An 18013-nucleotide genomic window follows, 5' to 3' on the forward strand; every position below is an offset into this window, starting at 1 on the left:
TGCACGGGGCTTGGCTCAACACGGTAATCCGTGGAGCGTTGCTTCGTTCACCTGCGCCGGCCGCCCTATGTCAGGGTCCTTCGTCCGGAAAGCCACTGGATCTTCCGCGCACAACTGCAGAGGTGAGCCATGTTCAGGAGAGTGGATTTCCAACAACCGACGGTCTTTGGTCATCCCAGTCTACGGGAGGACGCACTGCACCACCAAATCGGGGATCAGCTGGTCCTGGTGTGCAGCTGCGGAAGCTCCTTTTGCCAGATCCCGGTCACACCTGCTGTGTGGAATCCCAGCTGCTGGTTGACGGTGAGCAGGTAGCGGTTTTCCGGGGCGTTCCACGTGTAGATCACGCGGGCATCCGGGAACTGCTCGGTCAGCCGCTCCATGTTGGCCACCTTGATCAGCAGCCCCAGTTTGTTGCCCCGGTGCTCCTGCAGCACAATCGTGTCGTCCTGGAAGACAACGTCGGCGCGGTGCGCCAGGACCGTGATGGTGGTCAGTCCCACGAGCGAACCTGTGGCGAGGTGCTCGACGGCGGTGACCACCGTCCGCCTGCCCTGCGCAATGGCCACTTCCTCGGCCTCCCGGAGGATGCCGCCGTCGAACACCATGTCCTGTTCCACCGGCACGTCAAGGGACGGGTCCACGTCCGCCCCGGCCTGGTTCTCCAGGGTGGCGACGGCTTCCAGCCATTGGTCCGGGCAGCGGTCCGTCCAGTGGTGGAGCCGGTACCGGCCGTTGTTGGCCTCGTCCGCCTCGGCCTGGAGGTCCGCCACGAGCTTAGTGTCCAGCGGCAGGGAGCAGGAGCTGAACTGCTCAATGTGCTGGAGCGTGTACCCGGTCTTTTGCGCGAACTCGACTTCGCGGCTCTCCAGCGGGACGAAGCCCTGCCCCGATCCGGGAACGAGCTGCGCCTGTTCGAACTCGTGGAGGGAAGCGCCGGGATGGTTCGTGTCCACCAAGATCATGGTGCGCCCTTCAGCGCGGGCGAGGTGTTCTGCGGCCTCGAGCAGGCGCCGGCCAACACCTTGGCGCTGGAACTCGGGAAGGATGTCGAGGGTGAATTCGGCGAGGTCCAGGTGGTCCGTGAGGGGCAGGGCGATGTCCACGGTGCCCACGATTTCGCCGTCCACTTTGGCGACGAGGATCAGCTGCCGCTCGTAGGGGTCCTCAAACTCGAGGAGCTTTTCAAGCGGGCCGTAGGCGAGGTCGTCACTCCCCCACGTCTGCATCCTTACCTTGCGCCCCACCTCGACGGCGGCGAGGAAGTCCGTTGCGTCCGGCGCGTCCACTGAGTCGGGAATCCATAGCTGCTCGATCTTCACGTCTTTTGCCATAGGGGGCATCATCCCAGCCGTTTCTGCCACTCACCTTCAAGGCCTGCGGGCTTGAATCCAAGCGCGATATTTATCGCCAGCATATGCTGGTTTTCGCTGGCGTTCCACGTCAGGACCGCGTGCGCCGAGGGCCACATCGCCTGGGCACGGCGCAGGTTGGCGATCTTGATGAGCAGGCCCAGCCGGTGGCCGCGGTGCTCCCCGGACACCAGGGTGTCCTGCTGCGCGATGGACGCCGGAACCCCCGGCCGCCAGTTCAGGACCGTGTAGGCAACCAGTTCCCCGGTGTGGCGGTGCAGGGCTGCCGCCACCGCCGACTGCACGCCACTGCGGGCAAACGTGCGCTCTTCCTCCCGGACGCGGACCGCATCCCAATCTTCACGCTCCCAGTCGAGTCCTGCGGTGGGAACGTCCACGCTCATCCGTGCCTTCAGATCCGAGTACGTGTGGACGAGCTCCTCGGGGCAACGGTCGTCCCAGCCGGTAAGGGCGTAGTCCACGGCCAAGGCGGAGGCCTCGGCTTCGAGCCCGGCCAACAGGTCCGGAGGGACGGGCAGGTCCAGCCTGCTTGACCGCTCCACCTGCTCCAACTGATACCCGGCGGCGGAGGCAAAAGCGGTGGCCAGGTCATTGAGGGGCAGCTCCCCGGCCCCGGATTTGGCGGGAACCATAACGGAGTCAGGCAGCACCAGATCCAGGGGCACCTCGTGATACGCATCCAGTGACGTGCGCCCCCGTTCCACGGCCACGCCCTCCGCGTAGTCCAAAAGAGCCCTGCCCAGACCCTGCCGCCGGTATGCGGGGGCAACCAGGACATCGATTCCGGCAGTGGACGTGTTCTCCCGCAGGGGAAGGGTCACCGAGCACAGTCCGGCGGGCATCCCGCCAACGCGGGCCAGGTACAGGTGCCGCTCCTCGTACTCGTTGCCCCGCCAGAACTCCAGAGCCTCCTGCAGGGTGGGACACCGGTCCAGGTTTCCCCAGAGCGACAGTTCGTGCGCCACCCGCATGGCATGGCATATAGAGAAGTCCGAGGAGGGCGCGACGGCGGCCGGCTGGGTGTCATTGCCGGGCTCCGGAATCTCCACAGCCGCGATGTCCAGCACGGCGGACGCAGGAGGACCTGCTGGGGCGGGGGGCTCCGGTTCGGCCATTGCCCCAGCTTAGGCATTAGGGGAAGACAAGTTAAGCAAAAACCGCCCGGCGCAGGCGCCGGGCGGTTTTTGTTATTCCGGACGGATCCGGAAGAGGAACTTCGAGGACTTACGCCTCGGTCAGAACCTTGGTGACGTTGGGGTCAACGGAGATGCCGGGACCAAAGGTGGTGGCAACCGTGGCCTTCTGGATGTAGCGGCCCTTGGAAGCGGAAGGCTTCAGGCGAAGCACCTCTTCCAGTGCTGCGGCGTAGTTCTCGGCCAGCTTGACGGCGTCGAACGAAACCTTGCCGATGATGAAGTGCAGGTTGGAGTGCTTGTCGACGCGGAAGTCGATCTTTCCACCCTTGATGTCGTTGACGGCCTTGGTGACGTCGGGGGTCACGGTGCCCGTCTTCGGGTTCGGCATCAGGTTACGGGGACCCAGGACCTTACCGAGGCGGCCAACCTTGCCCATGAGGTCAGGGGTGGCAACGGCGGCGTCGAAGTCGGTCCAGCCGCCGGCGATCTTTTCGATCAGGTCATCGGAACCAACGAAGTCGGCGCCGGCAGCGATTGCTGCCTCAGCCTTGTCGCCCGTGGCGAAAACCAGGACGCGGGCGGTCTTACCGGTGCCGTGGGGCAGGTTGACCGTGCCGCGGACCATCTGGTCAGCCTTACGGGGATCGACGCCGAGGCGGAATGCAACCTCAACGGTGGCGTCGAACTTGGACGGGTTGGTGTCCTTGGCGAGCGTTACTGCCTCGAACGGCGCGTAGAACTTCTCCGCGTCGATCTTGGCGGCTGCTGCCTCATATGCTTTGCTGCGCTTTGCCATGCTGCTTATTTCTCCTTGTGCAGTTGTGGTCTGCGGACCGCGCTGGGCCCTGCCACAGTCGGTGGTCCGGTTCGTTATCCGGCCCGGATGCCCGACATTTCAATGTTTCGATGGTGCCGGTTTCCCGGCGGTGCCGCCCGTCGTCGTCAATTGCCCGACGCCCGGAAGGCTGCGGGGGTTACTAGCCCTCGACCGTGATGCCCATGGAGCGGGCGGTGCCGGCGATGATCTTCGCTGCGCCTTCGAGGCTGGTGGCGTTGAGGTCTTCCATCTTGGTGGAGGCGATCTCGTTGACCTGGGCCTGGGTCAGCTTGGCAACCTTGACGGTGTGCGGGGTAGCCGAACCCTTGGCGACGCCTGCAGCCTTCTTGATGAGCTCTGCAGCCGGCGGGGTCTTGGTGATGAACGTGAAGGAACGGTCCTCGTAGACCGTGATCTCCACGGGGATGACGTTTCCGCGCTGGGCTTCCGTCGCAGCGTTGTACGCCTTGCAGAATTCCATGATGTTGACACCGTGCTGGCCAAGCGCAGGACCGATCGGCGGAGCCGGGTTAGCGGCACCTGCCTGGATCTGCAGCTTGATGAGGCCGGTGACCTTCTTCTTGGGAGCCAATGTAGGGTCCTTCTCTCAATAACGTCCTGGGACACAGGAGCGTGCCTCAGGTTTTTGGCCGCCATGGCGAGGCGGCCGGCCGTTCCGGTGCTGCTAAGCGGGCAGCGCCGGGACGAATTCTTGGGAAATCAGATCTTGGTGACCTGGTTGAACGCCAGGGTGACCGGCGTTTCGCGCTCGAAGATGGAAACCAGGACCACGAGGGTCTGGGATTCGACCTTGATCTCGGAGATGGTGGCGGGAAGTGTCTCGAAGGGACCTTCCTTGACGATGACGGATTCGCCAACTTCGAAGTCCACGTCCACGGGGGCCTGGTTCTGCTTGTTGACCGGCTTGCCCTTCTCGGCCTGCTCTTCTTCGAAGACCGGGGCAAGCATGGAGAAGACCTCGTCCAGGCGCAGCGGCACGGGGTTGTGGGCGTTGCCCACGAAGCCGGTGACGCCGGGGGTGTGGCGGACGGCGCCCCAGGAAGCGTCGGTCAGGTCCATGCGGACCAGGACGTAGCCGGGAATGCGGACGCGGTTGATGACCTTGCGCTGGGCGTTCTTGATCTCAACGACCTCTTCCATGGGCACCTGGATTTCGAAGATGTAATCTTCCATGTCCAGGGTCTGGATGCGGGTCTCCAGGTTGGCCTTCACGCGGTTCTCGTACCCGGCGTAGGAGTGGATGACGTACCAGTCACCCTCCTGGCGGCGCAGCTTGGCCTTGAATTCCTCAGCCGGGTCAGCAGCCGCGGTGGCGGCTGCAGCGGCGAGGGCGTCCGTGGACTCGCCGGAAGCGGCGTCTCCTTCCGCCTCGGCAGCGTCGTCGAAGTCGGCGTCGTCAGAGTCGGCGTCGTCGGATTCGGGCGCGGAGGACTCAACCTCAGACTCGTCACCGGCTTCTGCCGTGATGTCCGCGGACTCTTCCAGCTCAGTCTCGGTTACCTCGAGCTCCTGCTCAGACACTTGGTCTCCTGCTTCCTCATTGCCTAACATGCCTATTTAAATGGCTCAATTCCGCACACCGCTGTTCCGTCCGGTTTTCCCGGATGGAACACGCAGCCTGCGGACCCTGCAGCCTTAGCTGTCCGTGGAGCCGGTCCCGCCGAAGATCCAGCTGACAGCGGTTCCAAAACCGATGTCCAGCAGGCTGACGATGACCATCATGATGGCCACGAACACCAGCACCACGAGCGTGTAATTGATCAGTTCCTTGCGGGTTGGTGCAACAACCTTCTTCAGTTCGCCGATGATCTGGCGGATAAAGAGTGCAATGCGGGCGAAGAAGTTTGCCTTGGCGTCCTTCTTAGCTGGCCGGCCCTTGGAGCTGCTGGCAGCTGTTTCGGTCACCTGGTCCTCGCTCATCTTTGCAATGTTGGATTACCCGGCCCTGATCAGAACCATGGTTGCTGCGCTTGCCCCGGATTTTCGCCCGGGGCAGCTTGCGCAGGGCAGACAGGACTCGAACCTGCAACCTGCGGTTTTGGAGACCGCTGCGCTACCAATTGCGCCACTACCCTATGGAGTGAATGTCACTCTCCGACGACGAACAGCCAGCTTGCACTGGGGCGCACGTCATCATCCGTGTTTTCAACACCGGTGAACCAGTCTACGCAAGAACTGCGCGTTCGTAAAACCAGACTGTTCCGGCCCTTCCGCGAGCCTGTTTGAGACGTCCTGCAAGGCAGTCACATTTCAAAACCGGCAACCCGGAGGGTCCGGTGAACAGCATAGAGTAGAACACGTCGAATCCCACATTCCAGCCTCCTGGCTGCAAGCGAAGAACGGACCTGCCATGTCTGCCGCCCGCGTTTCCCAACGCATATCCGCTATTGCCGAATCCGCCACCCTTGCCGTTGACGCCAAGGCGAAGGCGCTGAAGGCAGCTGGCCGGCCGGTTATTGGGTTCGGGGCGGGCGAGCCCGACTTCCCCACCCCGGACTACATCGTGCAGGCAGCCATCGGCGCCGCCACCCAGCCGAAGTACCACCGCTACTCCCCCGCCGGCGGGCTCCCTGAGCTGAAGAAGGCCATCGCGGAGAAGACGCTGCGGGATTCGGGCTACGCCGTCGACCCTTCCCAGGTGCTGGTCACCAACGGTGGCAAGCAGGCTGTCTACAACACCTTCGCCACCCTGGTGGACCCGGGCGACGAAGTCATCGTCCCCACCCCTTTCTGGACCACGTACCCGGAGGCCATCCGCCTCGCCGGCGGCGTGCCTGTCGAGGTGTTCGCCGGCCCCGAGCAGGACTACCTGGTGACCGTGGAGCAGCTTGAAGCAGCCGTCACGGACCGGACGAAAATCCTGCTGTTCGTCTCGCCGTCGAACCCCACCGGCTCTGTCTACTCCCCCGAGCAGGTGGCGGAAATCGGCAAGTGGGCGGCGGCAAAGGGCCTCTGGGTGGTCACGGACGAGATCTACGAGCACCTGACGTACGACGGTGTTCCCTTCACCTCGATCGCCACCGCAGCCCCTGAGCTGGGCGACAAGGTGGTCATCCTCAACGGCGTGGCCAAGACGTACGCGATGACCGGCTGGCGCGTGGGCTGGATGATCGGCCCGGCCGACGTCATCAAGGCCGCCACCAACCTGCAGTCGCACGCCACGTCCAACGTCTCCAACATCCCGCAGATCGCGGCCCTCGCCGCTGTGTCCGGGCCGCTTACCGCCGTCGACGAAATGAAGGTGGCCTTCGACCGCCGCCGCAAGGCCATCGTTGCAGGCCTGAACGCCATCGAAGGCGTGGAATGCCCGACGCCGAAGGGCGCCTTTTACGTCTACGCGGACGTCCGGGGGCTGCTGGGCAAGGAATTCCCGACGGCGGCCGGTACGGCCACGCCGCAGACGTCGGCCGAGCTTGCGGCGCTGATCCTGGACGAGGTTGAGGTGGCAGTTGTTCCCGGCGAGGCGTTCGGCCCGTCCGGCTACCTGCGCCTGTCCTACGCCCTGGGCGACGAGGACCTCGCCACCGGCGTGCAGCGCCTGCAGGACTTCCTGGGCAAGGCCCAGTAGGACGCTCTCTCACCTTTCGCAGGTTGAAACCAAACGCTCTATCACTCTCTTCAAGAGAGTGATAGAGCGTTTGGGTTTAAGGCGCCAAAGGTGATGGAGCGTTTGGGTTTAAGGCGCAGGAGGTGAGAGAGCGTCCTAGAGGAGGCGGCGCTCGGCGGCCCACTTGGTGAGTTCGTGCCGGCTGGAGAGCTGCAGCTTCCGCAGCACGGCGGAGACGTGGGTCTCCACGGTCTTGATGCTGATGAACAGTTCCTTGGCCACTTCCTTGTAGCTGTAGCCGCGGGCAATGAGGCGCATGACCTCCAGTTCCCGGGCCGAGAGCTTGTCCAGTTCGTCGTCGGCGATGTCCGCCGGTGCGGTGCCAAAGGCGTCCAGGACGAAGCCGGCGAGCCGGGGCGAGAAGACGGCGTCCCCGCCGGCCACCCGGAACACGGCGTCGGTGATCTCGGCGCCGGAAATGGTTTTGGTGACGTAGCCGCGGGCACCGGCACGGATGACGGCCACAACATCCTCGGCAGCATCGGAAACGCTGAGGGCAAGGAACCGCGTGGACCCCAGGAGCGGGGCCGATCCTGCAATAACCTCCCGGCCCCCGCCGCCCAGGCCGCCCGGAAGGTGCACATCCAGCAGCACGACGTCGGGGCGCTGCTCGGCGATGACGGCGATGGCCTGCTCCACGGTGGCGGCCTCGCCCACCACCTGGATGCTGGCGTCGAGGTCAGCCTTCAGCCCGGAACGGAAGATGGCATGGTCGTCCACGATGACCACGCGGACGGAGTTTGCCGGGCGGCTTGCTGCAGCCCCCTGGTTCGCGTTCATGATTTCCCTTCCACGTTTTCCGTACCCGCCGCCTGCAGCCGCAGTCGGACTTCGGTTCCGCTCCCGGTGTTGAGGATGGTGGCCGTGCCGCCGTGCCGTTTCATCCTGCCGATGATCGATTCCCGCACGCCCAGCCGGTCCTCGGGGACATCCGAAAGCTCAAAGCCGGGGCCCCTGTCCTTGATGAAGATTTCCGTCTGCGCGTCCGATGCCTCGAGGTAGACGGAGACGGTTCCACCGCCATGCCGCGAGGCGTTAAGCATCGCTTCGCGGCTGGCCTGGACCAGTGCCTCGTGCGCTTCGGTCATGGCGGCGTCGCCCACGCTGACCACTTCCACCGCGTTGCCCAGGAGGTCCTCCACCTCTGCGGCCACTGCCTTGATCCGGTCCGAGAGCTGCCCGGCTTCCCGGCCGGGATCCTGGAACAGCCAGCCGCGCAGCTCACGCTCCTGCGCCCGGGCCAGCCGGACGACGTCGTGCTCGTTGCCGGCGCGCCGCTGGATCAGGGCCAGCGTCTGCAGGACGGAATCGTGGAGGTGGGCCGCGATCTCAGCCCGTTCCGTTTCCCGGATACGGCCGGTGCGCTCGGACTCCAGGTCCCGCCAGAATTTCAGTGCCCACGGAAGGAGGACAAGGACCACGCCGCCCAGGACAGCCACCGAGGCCAACAGGGCAAGCCAGGTCTGCTCCCATGATCCCGATCCGGACACCATCACCAGCACCCCGGCCACCACCAGCGCCAGGCCGACCGCCAGGCGCGCCCAACCGCCCGCCTGGTCCGCCTTGGTTTTGTCCACAAGGCCGGCACGGCGGGTTTCATCGAGCTGCATCCAGGCGATGGAGGCGCCGCCCAGGACGGCGGCTGCCGGGATGAGGGTTCCGAGGGGAACGTCCACTCCCAGGAGCTGGGCGATCATGATTCCCGCCACCAGCAGGAGTCCGCTGCCCAGCAGGATCTCTTTGCCGTACCTCATGCTGCGGACCCGGAACCAGGGCGGGGCCGGAGCCTCGGCGGACGCGCTTGTGCCGCCACCGGGTGAGCCGGCGTCCAGTGGCGGTGTTCCAAAGACCGGAGACGGGCCTGCCGTGCCCGGGAAACCGGCGGTCGCCGCGCCCTGTCCGGGCAGGCCCCCGTACCCACCTGCGGGTGCGGCCGGCTGGGGTCCGGCAGCCGGCGGCTGGCTCACTGCAGGAGCAATGGGCGACGCCGGGCGGCGGGCGCTGCGCCGCGCTGCCTCATCCGCGGTGGGAACCATGATCCACAACCAGGCATAGAAGACCAGGCCCGCACCACCGGCGAGGGTTGCGAGCGCCATGCCCACCCTGACGTTTTTCACCGGCCAGCCCAAATGCACCGCCAGGCCCGAGCACACGCCGGCTATCACGCGGTCGCTGCTGCGGGCCAACGGGGGCCTTATGGGGACGGTTGTCATGGATCAATCCAAGCACGGATCAGGGTTCCCCGGACGGCAATCCGGCGTCAACCGGGGGTAACTCAGGGATAGCTCAGGGTGTCCCCCAGTAGAGCCCGCGCAGGCCGGACGGGAGGATTTAGGTATGAACTCGCAGACCCCCTCCCCCGACGACGGCCAGCCCACCGAGCCCCTGCCCCGGCCGGGCAGCCAGCGGCCCACCGAACCCCTGCCGTCCTCCGCATCAACACCTCCGGACCCGTCCGCTTCATCCGAGGCGACCCCGTCCGCTTCGTCCGAGGCGACCCCGGACGACACCGTCCCGAACAACACCAGCCAGGACAGCTCTGGCCAGAGTTACAGCGGCCAGCCCGGTGGCAGCCAGGACGCGTCATCCGGCCAGAGCTACCCCGGCCCCCGCTACGGCGCCCCCGCCGCTGCCCCTTCAACGGACTTCTTCACCTGGGTCCGGGGCCACGGAATCCACCGCGGCAGCGACCGCTGGGTGGGCGGCGTTTCCAGCGGTATCGCCAACCGGCTGGGCGTCGATCCGCTCATCATCCGCGGCGTCTTTATTGTCCTCACGCTCTTCGCGGGCATCGGCGTCCTGGCCTACGGGCTCGCCTGGGCCTTCCTTCCCGAACCGGACGGACGAATCCATGTGCAGGAAGCCGGGGCCGGCCGCTGGTCCACCGGCATGACCGGTTCCCTGATCGCCACGATCCTGGGACTCACGGGCCTGGGCGGCGGATTCTGGGGCTGGAGCCACAACGGCTTCGGCGGATTCCTGTGGACCGTGTTCTGGGTGGGCGGCGCCATCTACCTGGTCTACTACCTCTCCCAGCGCAACAAGGGTGCCCGGCCCGCCATGGCAGGACAGCAGCGGGGCGGCGCGTACGGCAGCACGTACGGCAGCACGTACGATGCGGGCTACCCCGGAACGTCCACCACGTCATCCTTTGCCGCGACCGGCACAACCTACGGCACCAATCCGGCCTCGGGTTCCATGCCGTCCTACGGCGGCGGATACGGCGGCAGCTCCTTCGGTGACGGCACCGTCGGAGGCGGCGGCAGCAGCGGTTCCTATCCCGGCGGCCCCACCGGCGGAGCCCCTTATGGCGGTACCACCCCGCCGCGGCCACCAAAGCCCCGGCCCGCAGGTCCCGGCACTCCGGCCGTTGCCATCGCAGCGGGGGCAGCCCTTCTGGTAGGCGGCGGGCTCAAGGCCCTTGACGCCGGCAACGTGATCAACCTGGGCGACTCCGCGAATGCCATCGTCTGGGCCAGCGCCGCCGCCGTCCTTGGCCTGGGGATCCTCATCGCCGGAATGCGTGGCCGGACCGCAGGCATCCTCAGCCTGTTCGCAGTGATTGCCCTGATCGCCGGCGGCGTGTACAACGTGGTGGGCAACGGGGACCGGGTGCGGTTCCAGCAGGTGAACTGGAGCCCGGCCAGCATCGCTGAGGCCCGCGACGGCTTCGACGTCACCGCCGGCCGGGGAACGGTGGACCTCACCCACCTGGCCGTCAACGCTCCGCTGCCGTCCGACGTCGTCATTCCCCTGGACATCACGGCGAGCAACGTCACAGTGGTTATCCCGGACAACGTGCCGGTCGATATCAAGGCGGACATGACCATGGGAAACCTCAACGAGGTCAACGGGCAGCGGGGCGGCACCACCACCCGCGAAAGCAGCTACAACACCGACGAGCCCGGCAGCCGCCTGGTGGTCCAGATCGACGGCACCTTCAGCAACGTCACCATTCAGGAAGGCAACTGAAATGAGCAACAACAATCCGGCGCCGGAGCCGCACGCAGCCGGCACCTACTCCACGGACATCCCGACGGCGGCGGCCACGGACCCTGCCGGCCCGGCACCTGCGAGGGTGGGAACGGTGGTGTGGGGACTGATCGTCCTGGCGATCGCCGCGCTCATCATCGTGGCCCAGCTGGGATTCGTGACCCTGAACGGCACCTATGTCCTGATCGGCCTCATGATCGGAGCCGGCGCCGCGCTGGTGGTGGGCGGCGTGCTCTCCGCCCGCAAACGTGACAACGAAACGACAACAGGGAAGTCTTAGGCCATGGACAAGTTTTTCAGCATCGTCAGGGGCTTCGGCCTGAAACGCGGCCCGCAGCGCTGGCTCGGCGGGGTCCTCGGCGGCATCGCTGCCAAGCTGAACGTGGATGTGGCCTACGTCCGCATCGCTTTCCTCCTGTTCTGCCTCCTCCCCGGCCCGGCCGTCATCTTCTACCTCCTGGCATGGGTGGTCCTTCCGGACCAGCGGAACGTCATCCCGCTCCAGCAGTTCCTGGACCGGCGGTCACTGAACCGTCCCTGACCTCGTCGCCCCAGCGGCCCCGCCCCTCCCGGGCGGGGCCGCTGCTCTGTGTGTTGCGGGTCTTCAACAAACTCCATGTGGACGGCCGGACAAGGGCAGTAGTGGTCGCCATGGAACGGCGCCTTTTGTAACCGGTTTGTGTCGTACCCCACACATCGCACTACACTTCTAGGTGAGCTCAGCGTGGCGCTCTGCCAGTAAACCCTCTCCCAGGATTTGAGCCGAAACATGAAAATTGGAATCCTCACCAGCGGTGGCGACTGCCCCGGACTGAACGCGGTCATCCGCGGCGCCGTACTCAAAGGCATCGCCATCCACGGCCACGAGTTCGTCGGATTCCTCGACGGCTGGCGCGGCGTTGTGGAGGGCGACATCATCGACATCCCCCGCACCATGGTCCGCGGCATCGCCAAACAGGGCGGCACCATCCTCGGCACCTCCCGCACCAACCCCTTCGACAACGGCGGCGGCCCCGAAGTCATCAAAGCCCACATGGAACGCCTGGGCATCGACGCGATCATCGCCATCGGCGGTGAAGGAACCCTCGCCGCCGCCAAACGCCTCACCGACGCCGGACTCAAGATCGTCGGCGTCCCCAAGACCGTTGACAACGACCTCGACGCCACCGACTACACCTTCGGCTTCGACACCGCCGTCCAGATCGCCACCGAAGCCATCGACCGGCTCCGCACCACCGGCGAATCCCACCACCGCTGCATGATCGCCGAAGTCATGGGCCGCCACGTCGGCTGGATCGCCCTGCACGCCGGCATGGCCGCCGGCGCCCACGCCATCCTCATCCCGGAGCAGAAGGTCAGCATCGACCAAATCACCGAATGGGTGAAGGAAGCCCACGCCCGCGGCCGCGCACCCCTGGTGGTAGTGGCCGAAGGGTTCGTGCCCGAGCACATGGAAACCCCGCACTCCGAACGCGGCCTGGACACCTTCGGCCGGCCCCGCCTGGGCGGCATCGCAGACCAGCTCGCCCCGGAACTGGAAGCCCGCACCGGCATCGAAACCCGCGCCACCATCCTGGGCCACATCCAGCGCGGAGGCGTACCGTCCGCCTTCGACCGGGTCCTGGCCACCAGGCTCGGCATGGCCGCCATCGACTCCGTGGTGGAAGGCTTCTGGGGCACCATGGTGGCCCTGAAGGGAACGGACATCGAGCACGTAGGCTTCCAGGAAGCCCTGGGCCAGCTCAAGACCGTCCCGCAGAAGCGCTACGACGAAGCCGCCGTCCTCTTCGGCTAAGGTGTCCTGTTCGGTTGGGGTTCCGGCCCGTCCTAGGCTGGGAACATGACACTTGACCCCGGTTCTGCTGCCATCATCCAGCTCGCATGGGCGCGCCGCCTGGGGCTTGCGGATGACGCTTTCAGCACGGCGCTGGCCTCCGGCGAACGCATTGTGCGGGCAGATGAGTCGGTGCGGACCGTGGAGTTCGTACGGCTGTTTGGCAGTTCAGCGCTGATCGGGCCGCAGTGGGTCATCGACGCGGCTGACCGCATCCCTGATGAGGAGATGGCGCAGCATGTCACGCTTCTGACCCTGACCCGGTCCCATGGCGGGCACGGCCTGGGGGCTGCTGCCCTCTTCTTTGCCGACGACCTGCCCCTGCAGCAGCCGTCCGGGGAGATGACCGTTTCCCACGGGAACCCCGAGGCCATTGAGCTGGAAGGCCGGTGCCCGCCGGACGACGTCAACGAGGTAGGCCTCTCAGACCTGGAGAACCGCTACACCATCGTCCATGAGGTGGACGGACGGCGGGTTCCCCTAGCCTGCGGCGCGTACTCCGAGTGGGAAGGCCTGCTGGCGCACCTGGGCGTCCTGGTGGATCCGGAGTGGCGGCGGCAGGGGCTGGGGTCCCTGGCTGCATCCATTGCAGCCCACGAGGCGCTTGCCGCAGGGCTGACCCTGCAGTGGCGCACGGACGTGAGCAACACCGGCTCCCTGGCTTTGGCCCGGAAGCTGGGCCTGTCAGCCGGTGGAATCCAGACCAGCGTCCACCTTGGCTGACGCCGGCGGACCGCCGCCCCAGCCCTGGACCGGCTGGGGTTTGGCGAAGAACAGCGCCACCGCCGCGCCCACCAGGACCACCGCCGCGGGCAACAGGATGGACTGGCTCATCGCCGTCGAGAATCCGCTGTGCAGCGCCTCAGGCAGTGTTCCGCCCAATGCCATGCCTTCACCGGCGGGTCCGCCAGGTCCGCCGGCGGGAAGCTCGGCCGCCAGCCGTGCCTGGATCAGCACGGCGATGGCGGCGCTGCCCAGCACCGCACCGAACTGCCGGGTGGTGTTGTAGACGCCCGAGCCTGCACCGGCCTGGCGCGGCGGAAGGTTGCGGGTGGCGGTGGTGCTCAGGGGAGCCCAGATCCCGGCGTTGGCGAAGCCCAGGACGGCGCTGGGCAGCAGGAACAGCAGGATGGGCGTCCCGGGCTGCATCAGCAGGGCGTTCCAGGACAAGGCCACTGCCATGAGGACAAGGCCTCCCGCCGCGAGGTACTTGGGGTTGACCCGGTCCACGATCTTTCCCACCACCGGCGCCAGGCCTCCCGAGATGAGGGCCATGGGCACCATCAGGAGGGCGGACTGCGTGGGAGTCAGGCCCCGGACCATCTGGTAGTAGAAAATCAGCGGCAGGCCGAACGAGGTCACGGTGAAGCCCACCATGGTGATCCCGAGGTTGGCGAGGGAGAGGTTCCGGTCCCGGAACAGCCCCAGCGGCAGCAGGGGCTCGCCCTTGTTGAACCGCTGCCACACCACAAAGCCCGTCAGCACCACCAGGCCCGCGAAGATGAGGCCCCACACGCTGACCGGCCCCGCGATGATGCCCCAGTTGTAGGTCTCGCCTTCCTGGATGCCGAACACCAGCAGGAACAGGCCGACGGCGCTGAGCACCACGCCGGGGATATCGAACCTGTGCGGGTGGGTACTGAGCGTGGGAACGTTGCGCAGCGCCAGGAGGAAGCCGGCGATGCCGATGGGCACGTTGATGAAGAAGATCCACTCCCAGCCCAGCCCGTCCACGAGGAGGCCGCCCAGGATGGGCCCGACGAGCGTCGCCATGCCGGCGGTGGCACCCCAGATGGACATCGCCGCGCCGCGCCGGTCAGGCGGGAAGATCCGGGTGATGACAGCCATGGTCTGCGGTGTCATGATGGCCGCCCCGAGGCCCTGCAGGACGCGGGCGGCGATGAGGGTCTCCACGTTTCCGGCAAGACCGCACCACAGTGATGCCAGGGTGAATACCACCAGGCCCAGGAGGTAGAGCTTCTTGGGCCCGAACCGGTCGCCGAGCCTGCCGGTGATCAGCAGCGGAACCGCGTACGCCAGCAGGTAGGCGCTGGTCACCCAGATCACCGAGTTGATGTCCGCGCCCAGGCCGTCCATGATCACCGGATTTGCCACGGACACAATGGTGCTGTCGATCAGGATCATGAAGAACCCGATCACCAGTGACCACAGGGCCGGCCAGGGCTTTGCTACGTTTTCCACTCGGTCATCCTTCAAAAGTCGTCGGCTGCCGGGCGGACCCGGGAAAGGCTAGCCCAGGAGGTCGAGGATCTCCTGGCGGGCGAACATCTGTGCCGCCGCCCGTGCGGACGGCGACCCGGCGTCAGGATCAGCGCCGGCATCGAGCAGCACCCGGGCCACGTCCGTGTAGCCCTTGAACGCGGCTCCGGCAAGGGGCGTCTGCCCCCGGTCGTTGGCCGTATCGGCTTCGGCGCCATGTTGCAGGATCAGCTGCACCGTGTCCACGTGGCCGTGGTAGGCAGCGAGCATCAGGAGGGAATCCCCCGCGGCATTGGTCATGGTGGCCGGGGCCCCCGCTTCGAGGTAGGCGCGGAGCAGCTCCGTGTTGCCTTCCCTGGCCCCCTGGAAGAGCGTGTGTGCGAGGGCGACGGCGTCGTCGTCGGGCCCTGCCGTTGGTGCGGCGTTGTCAGTCATCAGCGTGGCCCCCTGAGGAATCCGGTCTGGCGCCCCACCACCTTGCCGGCGTCGGGGGCGACGATGAGTTCTTGGCTGGCGGTGTACGGTTCGTCCCCGTCCAGGACCGTCAGTATCTCATCCGAGGCGACGGAACGCTTTATGACTGCCAGGGCCACCGGGCCCATTTCGTAGTGCTGTACCACGGATGTGACGGCGCCCACCTTGCGGTCGCCCACCAGGACGGCGCTTCCGGCGGCGGGCATGGTGTGCTGCGATCCGTCCAGCTGCAGGAAGACGAGGCGCCGCGGCGGGTGCCCCAGGTTGTGGACGCGGGCAATGGTTTCCTGCCCCTTGTAGCAGCCCTTGGCCAGGTGCACTGCCGTGCGGAGCAGGTCCAGCTCGTGCGGAATAGTTTTGTCGTCAGTTTCCGCACCGATGCGGGGACGCCAGGCCGCGACGCGGAGCGCCTCGGCGGCCAGGACGCCGGCAAGCGGCCGCCCGGCAACGTTCTCCTCCAGAGCGGAGGAGGGAACGAGGTATTCGAACCAGGGCCGCTCCAGGCCGGGGTGGCGTTCCTCGGAGACGGTGGCGTAGGAAAAGCCACCGGCGCTGACGTGCGGCCACGGGTCCTGCCAGGCCAGCAGCTCTGACCATTCCGGGACGGCCTTCGTGCTGCCCACCACGGCCCAGTCGGCCGAAACGTCAGCCACCTCCACCCGCAGCATGAACTTCATCCTGTTGAGGAACTCCGCCAGCGGCGCTGCTTCGGCGGCCTCGACAATCAGCCAGGTGGTCCCGCCGTCGTCCACCACCCGGGCGTCGAAGTCGATCCGGCCCTGCACGCTCAGGAGCAGCAGCTCGCTGGACTCCCCCGGCGCCAGGTTGGTGACCTGCTGGGAGGACAGGGTATTAAGCCAGCTCAACCGGTCCGGGCCGCTGACGGTGACCACGCCGCGGTGGGAAAGGTCGACGACGGCGGTTCCGGCTGCGAGTGCCCGTTGCTCGCGCAGGGGCTCACCGTAGTGGGAGGCGACGCCGGCGTCCGCGCCGGCCGCCTCAACGGCACCAGGGCGCGACAACAGGGGGCTGGGGATAGTCATACTTGGGGCAACGTCCTTCAGTCAGTGGGTATTCCGGCTTTGGCAATGGCGGGGTTTCGACGGGCGCAACACCGGCAGCAGTTATCGGTACTCCGGGTTTTCGAAATCGAACCGGGTTCCGGCGGCCCATTCGTTGGGCAGGTTGCCGTAGGCCGGCAGTCCGCCGGCGTCCTTGAGGATGCGGGCCAGGTGCAGGAGGTTCCAGGTCATGAAGGTGGCGTTGCGGTTGGTGAAGTCGCTTTCGGGCCCGCCTGAGCCCTCGTCCAGGTAGCTGGGGCCGGGGCCCACCGGCCCGATCCAGCCGGCGTCGGCCTGCGGCGGGATGCTGAAGCCGATGTGCTGCAGGCTGTAGAGCACGTTCATGGAGCAGTGCTTGATGCCGTCCTCGTTGCCGGTGATCAGGCAGTCGCCCACTTTAGGGTAGAACGCCCACTGGCCCTTGCTGTTGAGTTCGCCGGAGTGGGCATAGAGGCGTTCGATCAGTTTTTTGGTCTGTGAGGAATTGTCACCGAGCCAGATGGGTCCGGCCACCACCACAATGTCCGCTTCCTGGACGGCCGGGTAGAGCTGTGGCCATTCATCGGTCTGCCAGCCGTACTGGGTCATGTCCGGGTACACGCCGCTGGCGACGTCGTGGTCCACTGTGCGGATCACCCGGGTTGTGACGCCCTGCTTTTCCATGATCAGGCGGCTGATGTTGATCAGGCCGTCCGTGTTGGAGGTCTGCGGGGATCTTTTCAGGGTGCCGTTGAAAAAGACAGCCTTGAGGTCGCTGTAGTCCTTGGGACTTTGTGCTGCGTCTTTTTCCACGGTGCCGCGCCTTCCGGGTCAGGTGACTCTTTTCAGGAAGGCTGAGGCATGGGCTTCCAGGCCCTTGCCTCCTTCTCCCCCTGTTGCTACGTCCCAGCGCCACAACAGGTTCCCGTCCACCAGGCCGAAGATGCGGGTAGCCGCGCTGTAGTCCTTGGAGTGGCTGCCGCGCATCACCATGTCGGTGGTGAGCTGGATCTGCGGGCCCTTGATCTGGCCGTAGTACAGCTCAGTGATACCGCCGGGGTGGGCGATGGACACCGAGATATCGAAGCCGCCTTCGCTGTTGCGCAGGGCTTCGACCTCGTCGGCGCTCTTCAGCACCGGCACGATGTCCGCAGGCACCAGGCCCGGGCCGCCGTCGGCATCCAGCTGTTTGCGCTCCAGTGCCCAGAAACCGGTCTCGACGGTGAGCGGCCGCAGGCGCGTGCCGTCGTCGTCCGTCAACCAACTCTCGGCGCGGTACTGGAGGTACGGCAGGCCGTTGTGCGTAAAGGAGACGTGCTGCAGGAAATGCTCAGAGTCCTCGTCTCCGCTGCCGAGCCGGCCGCGGCCCTCCCACTCACCAATGAGCCAGGAAAGCGGAACAAGTTCCGGGGTCAGGTCTGTAGGGATCTCAATGGGCACAGCTATTTACCTCGGATTACAGGTAGCTGGAGAGCGGTCTACTTCTGGCCTTTGAAGA

At 66.2% G+C, this 18013-nt stretch carries 19 protein-coding genes and 1 tRNA gene; 6 read left to right on the plus strand and 14 right to left on the minus strand.

Annotated features, from left to right (window positions below; translation table 11 throughout):
• Positions 1-215 precede the first annotated feature (215 nt).
• From ACZ9BC_RS12560 to ACZ9BC_RS12590, 7 genes are all read right to left on the minus strand, one after another.
• Positions 216-1334 (minus strand): GNAT family N-acetyltransferase, encoded by a 1119-nt coding sequence (locus tag ACZ9BC_RS12560; RefSeq protein WP_476246202.1) that lies wholly within the window; start codon positions 1332-1334, stop codon positions 216-218.
• 8 nt (positions 1335-1342) lie between these two features.
• Entirely contained in the window at positions 1343-2488 is a 1146-nt protein-coding gene (locus tag ACZ9BC_RS12565; RefSeq protein ID WP_476246203.1) for an N-acetyltransferase family protein, read from the minus strand.
• A gap of 109 nt (positions 2489-2597) precedes the next feature.
• Positions 2598-3305 (minus strand): 50S ribosomal protein L1, encoded by a 708-nt coding sequence (rplA, locus tag ACZ9BC_RS12570; RefSeq protein WP_115525236.1) that lies wholly within the window; start codon positions 3303-3305, stop codon positions 2598-2600.
• 181 nt (positions 3306-3486) lie between these two features.
• A complete protein-coding gene (gene rplK, locus ACZ9BC_RS12575; protein WP_003803853.1) occupies positions 3487-3918 on the minus strand; it encodes a 50S ribosomal protein L11 in 432 nt (143 codons plus the stop codon).
• Between the two features lie 128 nt (positions 3919-4046).
• The gene (gene nusG / locus ACZ9BC_RS12580) at positions 4047-4868 is read right to left on the minus strand and encodes a transcription termination/antitermination protein NusG (protein WP_079596658.1); all 822 of its coding nucleotides are present in this window, start codon (positions 4866-4868) and stop codon (positions 4047-4049) included.
• Between the two features lie 114 nt (positions 4869-4982).
• Positions 4983-5267 carry a preprotein translocase subunit SecE gene (gene secE, locus ACZ9BC_RS12585; RefSeq protein WP_079596657.1) on the minus strand — a complete coding sequence of 95 codons (285 nt, stop codon included), beginning with the start codon at positions 5265-5267 and terminating at the stop codon, positions 4983-4985.
• A gap of 82 nt (positions 5268-5349) precedes the next feature.
• A tRNA-Trp gene (locus ACZ9BC_RS12590) sits at positions 5350-5422 on the minus strand.
• A 275-nt stretch (positions 5423-5697) separates the two neighbouring features.
• On the opposite strand from ACZ9BC_RS12590, the gene ACZ9BC_RS12595 reads away from it, so the two are divergent.
• A complete protein-coding gene (locus ACZ9BC_RS12595; protein ID WP_275729304.1) occupies positions 5698-6915 on the plus strand; it encodes a pyridoxal phosphate-dependent aminotransferase in 1218 nt (405 codons plus the stop codon).
• Positions 6916-7050: 135 nt separating this feature from the next.
• Here the strand turns inward: ACZ9BC_RS12595 and ACZ9BC_RS12600 are convergent, their stop codons facing one another.
• Positions 7051-7734: a LuxR C-terminal-related transcriptional regulator gene (locus ACZ9BC_RS12600; protein ID WP_275729301.1), complete on the minus strand. Its 684-nt coding sequence runs from the start codon at positions 7732-7734 to the stop codon at positions 7051-7053.
• The gene (locus ACZ9BC_RS12605) at positions 7731-9167 is read right to left on the minus strand and encodes an ATP-binding protein (protein WP_476246204.1); all 1437 of its coding nucleotides are present in this window, start codon (positions 9165-9167) and stop codon (positions 7731-7733) included. Before ACZ9BC_RS12605 ends, ACZ9BC_RS12600 begins: the two co-directional genes overlap by 4 nt.
• Before the next feature lie 124 nt (positions 9168-9291).
• Between ACZ9BC_RS12605 and ACZ9BC_RS12610 the strand changes: the two genes are divergently transcribed.
• From ACZ9BC_RS12610 to ACZ9BC_RS12630, 5 genes are all read left to right on the plus strand, one after another.
• Positions 9292-10926, plus strand: coding sequence for a PspC domain-containing protein (locus ACZ9BC_RS12610; protein WP_476246205.1), 1635 nt, complete (start codon positions 9292-9294; stop codon positions 10924-10926).
• Position 10927: 1 nt separating this feature from the next.
• On the plus strand, positions 10928-11227 hold the full coding sequence (locus tag ACZ9BC_RS12615; protein WP_476246206.1) for a hypothetical protein: 300 nt from the start codon (positions 10928-10930) through the stop codon (positions 11225-11227).
• Between the two features lie 3 nt (positions 11228-11230).
• Entirely contained in the window at positions 11231-11488 is a 258-nt protein-coding gene (locus ACZ9BC_RS12620) for a PspC domain-containing protein (protein ID WP_476246207.1), read from the plus strand.
• A 228-nt stretch (positions 11489-11716) separates the two neighbouring features.
• The gene (locus ACZ9BC_RS12625) at positions 11717-12742 is read left to right on the plus strand and encodes an ATP-dependent 6-phosphofructokinase (protein ID WP_275725492.1); all 1026 of its coding nucleotides are present in this window, start codon (positions 11717-11719) and stop codon (positions 12740-12742) included.
• 45 nt (positions 12743-12787) lie between these two features.
• Positions 12788-13504, plus strand: a complete 717-nt coding sequence (locus ACZ9BC_RS12630) for a GNAT family N-acetyltransferase (protein ID WP_476246208.1) — start codon at positions 12788-12790, stop codon at positions 13502-13504.
• Here the strand turns inward: ACZ9BC_RS12630 and ACZ9BC_RS12635 are convergent.
• From ACZ9BC_RS12635 to ACZ9BC_RS12655, 5 genes are all read right to left on the minus strand, one after another.
• A complete protein-coding gene (locus tag ACZ9BC_RS12635; RefSeq protein ID WP_476246209.1) occupies positions 13466-14983 on the minus strand; it encodes a DHA2 family efflux MFS transporter permease subunit in 1518 nt (505 codons plus the stop codon). The two genes, ACZ9BC_RS12630 and ACZ9BC_RS12635, sit on opposite strands and share 39 nt — an antisense overlap.
• A gap of 48 nt (positions 14984-15031) precedes the next feature.
• Positions 15032-15436: an ankyrin repeat domain-containing protein gene (locus ACZ9BC_RS12640; RefSeq protein ID WP_115525243.1), complete on the minus strand. Its 405-nt coding sequence runs from the start codon at positions 15434-15436 to the stop codon at positions 15032-15034.
• Complete coding sequence (gene ygfZ / locus ACZ9BC_RS12645; RefSeq protein ID WP_476246210.1) at positions 15436-16518, minus strand: CAF17-like 4Fe-4S cluster assembly/insertion protein YgfZ; 1083 nt, start codon at positions 16516-16518, stop codon at positions 15436-15438. The genes ACZ9BC_RS12640 and ygfZ overlap by 1 nt, the downstream gene beginning before the upstream one ends.
• An 81-nt stretch (positions 16519-16599) precedes the next feature.
• Positions 16600-17328, minus strand: coding sequence for a flavodoxin family protein (locus tag ACZ9BC_RS12650; protein WP_476246211.1), 729 nt, complete (start codon positions 17326-17328; stop codon positions 16600-16602).
• A gap of 18 nt (positions 17329-17346) precedes the next feature.
• A complete protein-coding gene (locus ACZ9BC_RS12655) occupies positions 17347-17955 on the minus strand; it encodes a nitrobindin family protein (RefSeq protein ID WP_079596644.1) in 609 nt (202 codons plus the stop codon).
• Between the last annotated feature and the right edge of the window lie 58 nt (positions 17956-18013).

The organism is Pseudarthrobacter sp. TE3704 (genome assembly GCF_056279405.1).

Bases quoted from the DNA above. Each gene is read 5' to 3' on its own strand.
- ACZ9BC_RS12625 (WP_275725492.1), top strand. From the start codon at position 11,717: ATGAAAATTGGAATCCTCACCAGCGGTGGCGACTGCCCCGGACTGAAC.
- ygfZ (WP_476246210.1), bottom strand. From the start codon at position 16,518: ATGACTATCCCCAGCCCCCTGTTGTCGCGCCCTGGTGCCGTTGAGGCG.
- ACZ9BC_RS12600 (WP_275729301.1), bottom strand. From the start codon at position 7,734: ATGAACGCGAACCAGGGGGCTGCAGCAAGCCGCCCGGCAAACTCCGTC.
- ACZ9BC_RS12605 (WP_476246204.1), bottom strand. From the start codon at position 9,167: ATGACAACCGTCCCCATAAGGCCCCCGTTGGCCCGCAGCAGCGACCGC.
- ACZ9BC_RS12615 (WP_476246206.1), top strand. From the start codon at position 10,928: ATGAGCAACAACAATCCGGCGCCGGAGCCGCACGCAGCCGGCACCTAC.
- ACZ9BC_RS12630 (WP_476246208.1), top strand. From the start codon at position 12,788: ATGACACTTGACCCCGGTTCTGCTGCCATCATCCAGCTCGCATGGGCG.
- secE (WP_079596657.1), bottom strand. From the start codon at position 5,267: ATGAGCGAGGACCAGGTGACCGAAACAGCTGCCAGCAGCTCCAAGGGC.
- ACZ9BC_RS12620 (WP_476246207.1), top strand. From the start codon at position 11,231: ATGGACAAGTTTTTCAGCATCGTCAGGGGCTTCGGCCTGAAACGCGGC.
- ACZ9BC_RS12560 (WP_476246202.1), bottom strand. From the start codon at position 1,334: ATGGCAAAAGACGTGAAGATCGAGCAGCTATGGATTCCCGACTCAGTG.
- ACZ9BC_RS12610 (WP_476246205.1), top strand. From the start codon at position 9,292: ATGAACTCGCAGACCCCCTCCCCCGACGACGGCCAGCCCACCGAGCCC.
- ACZ9BC_RS12595 (WP_275729304.1), top strand. From the start codon at position 5,698: ATGTCTGCCGCCCGCGTTTCCCAACGCATATCCGCTATTGCCGAATCC.
- rplA (WP_115525236.1), bottom strand. From the start codon at position 3,305: ATGGCAAAGCGCAGCAAAGCATATGAGGCAGCAGCCGCCAAGATCGAC.
- ACZ9BC_RS12565 (WP_476246203.1), bottom strand. From the start codon at position 2,488: ATGGCCGAACCGGAGCCCCCCGCCCCAGCAGGTCCTCCTGCGTCCGCC.
- ACZ9BC_RS12640 (WP_115525243.1), bottom strand. From the start codon at position 15,436: ATGACTGACAACGCCGCACCAACGGCAGGGCCCGACGACGACGCCGTC.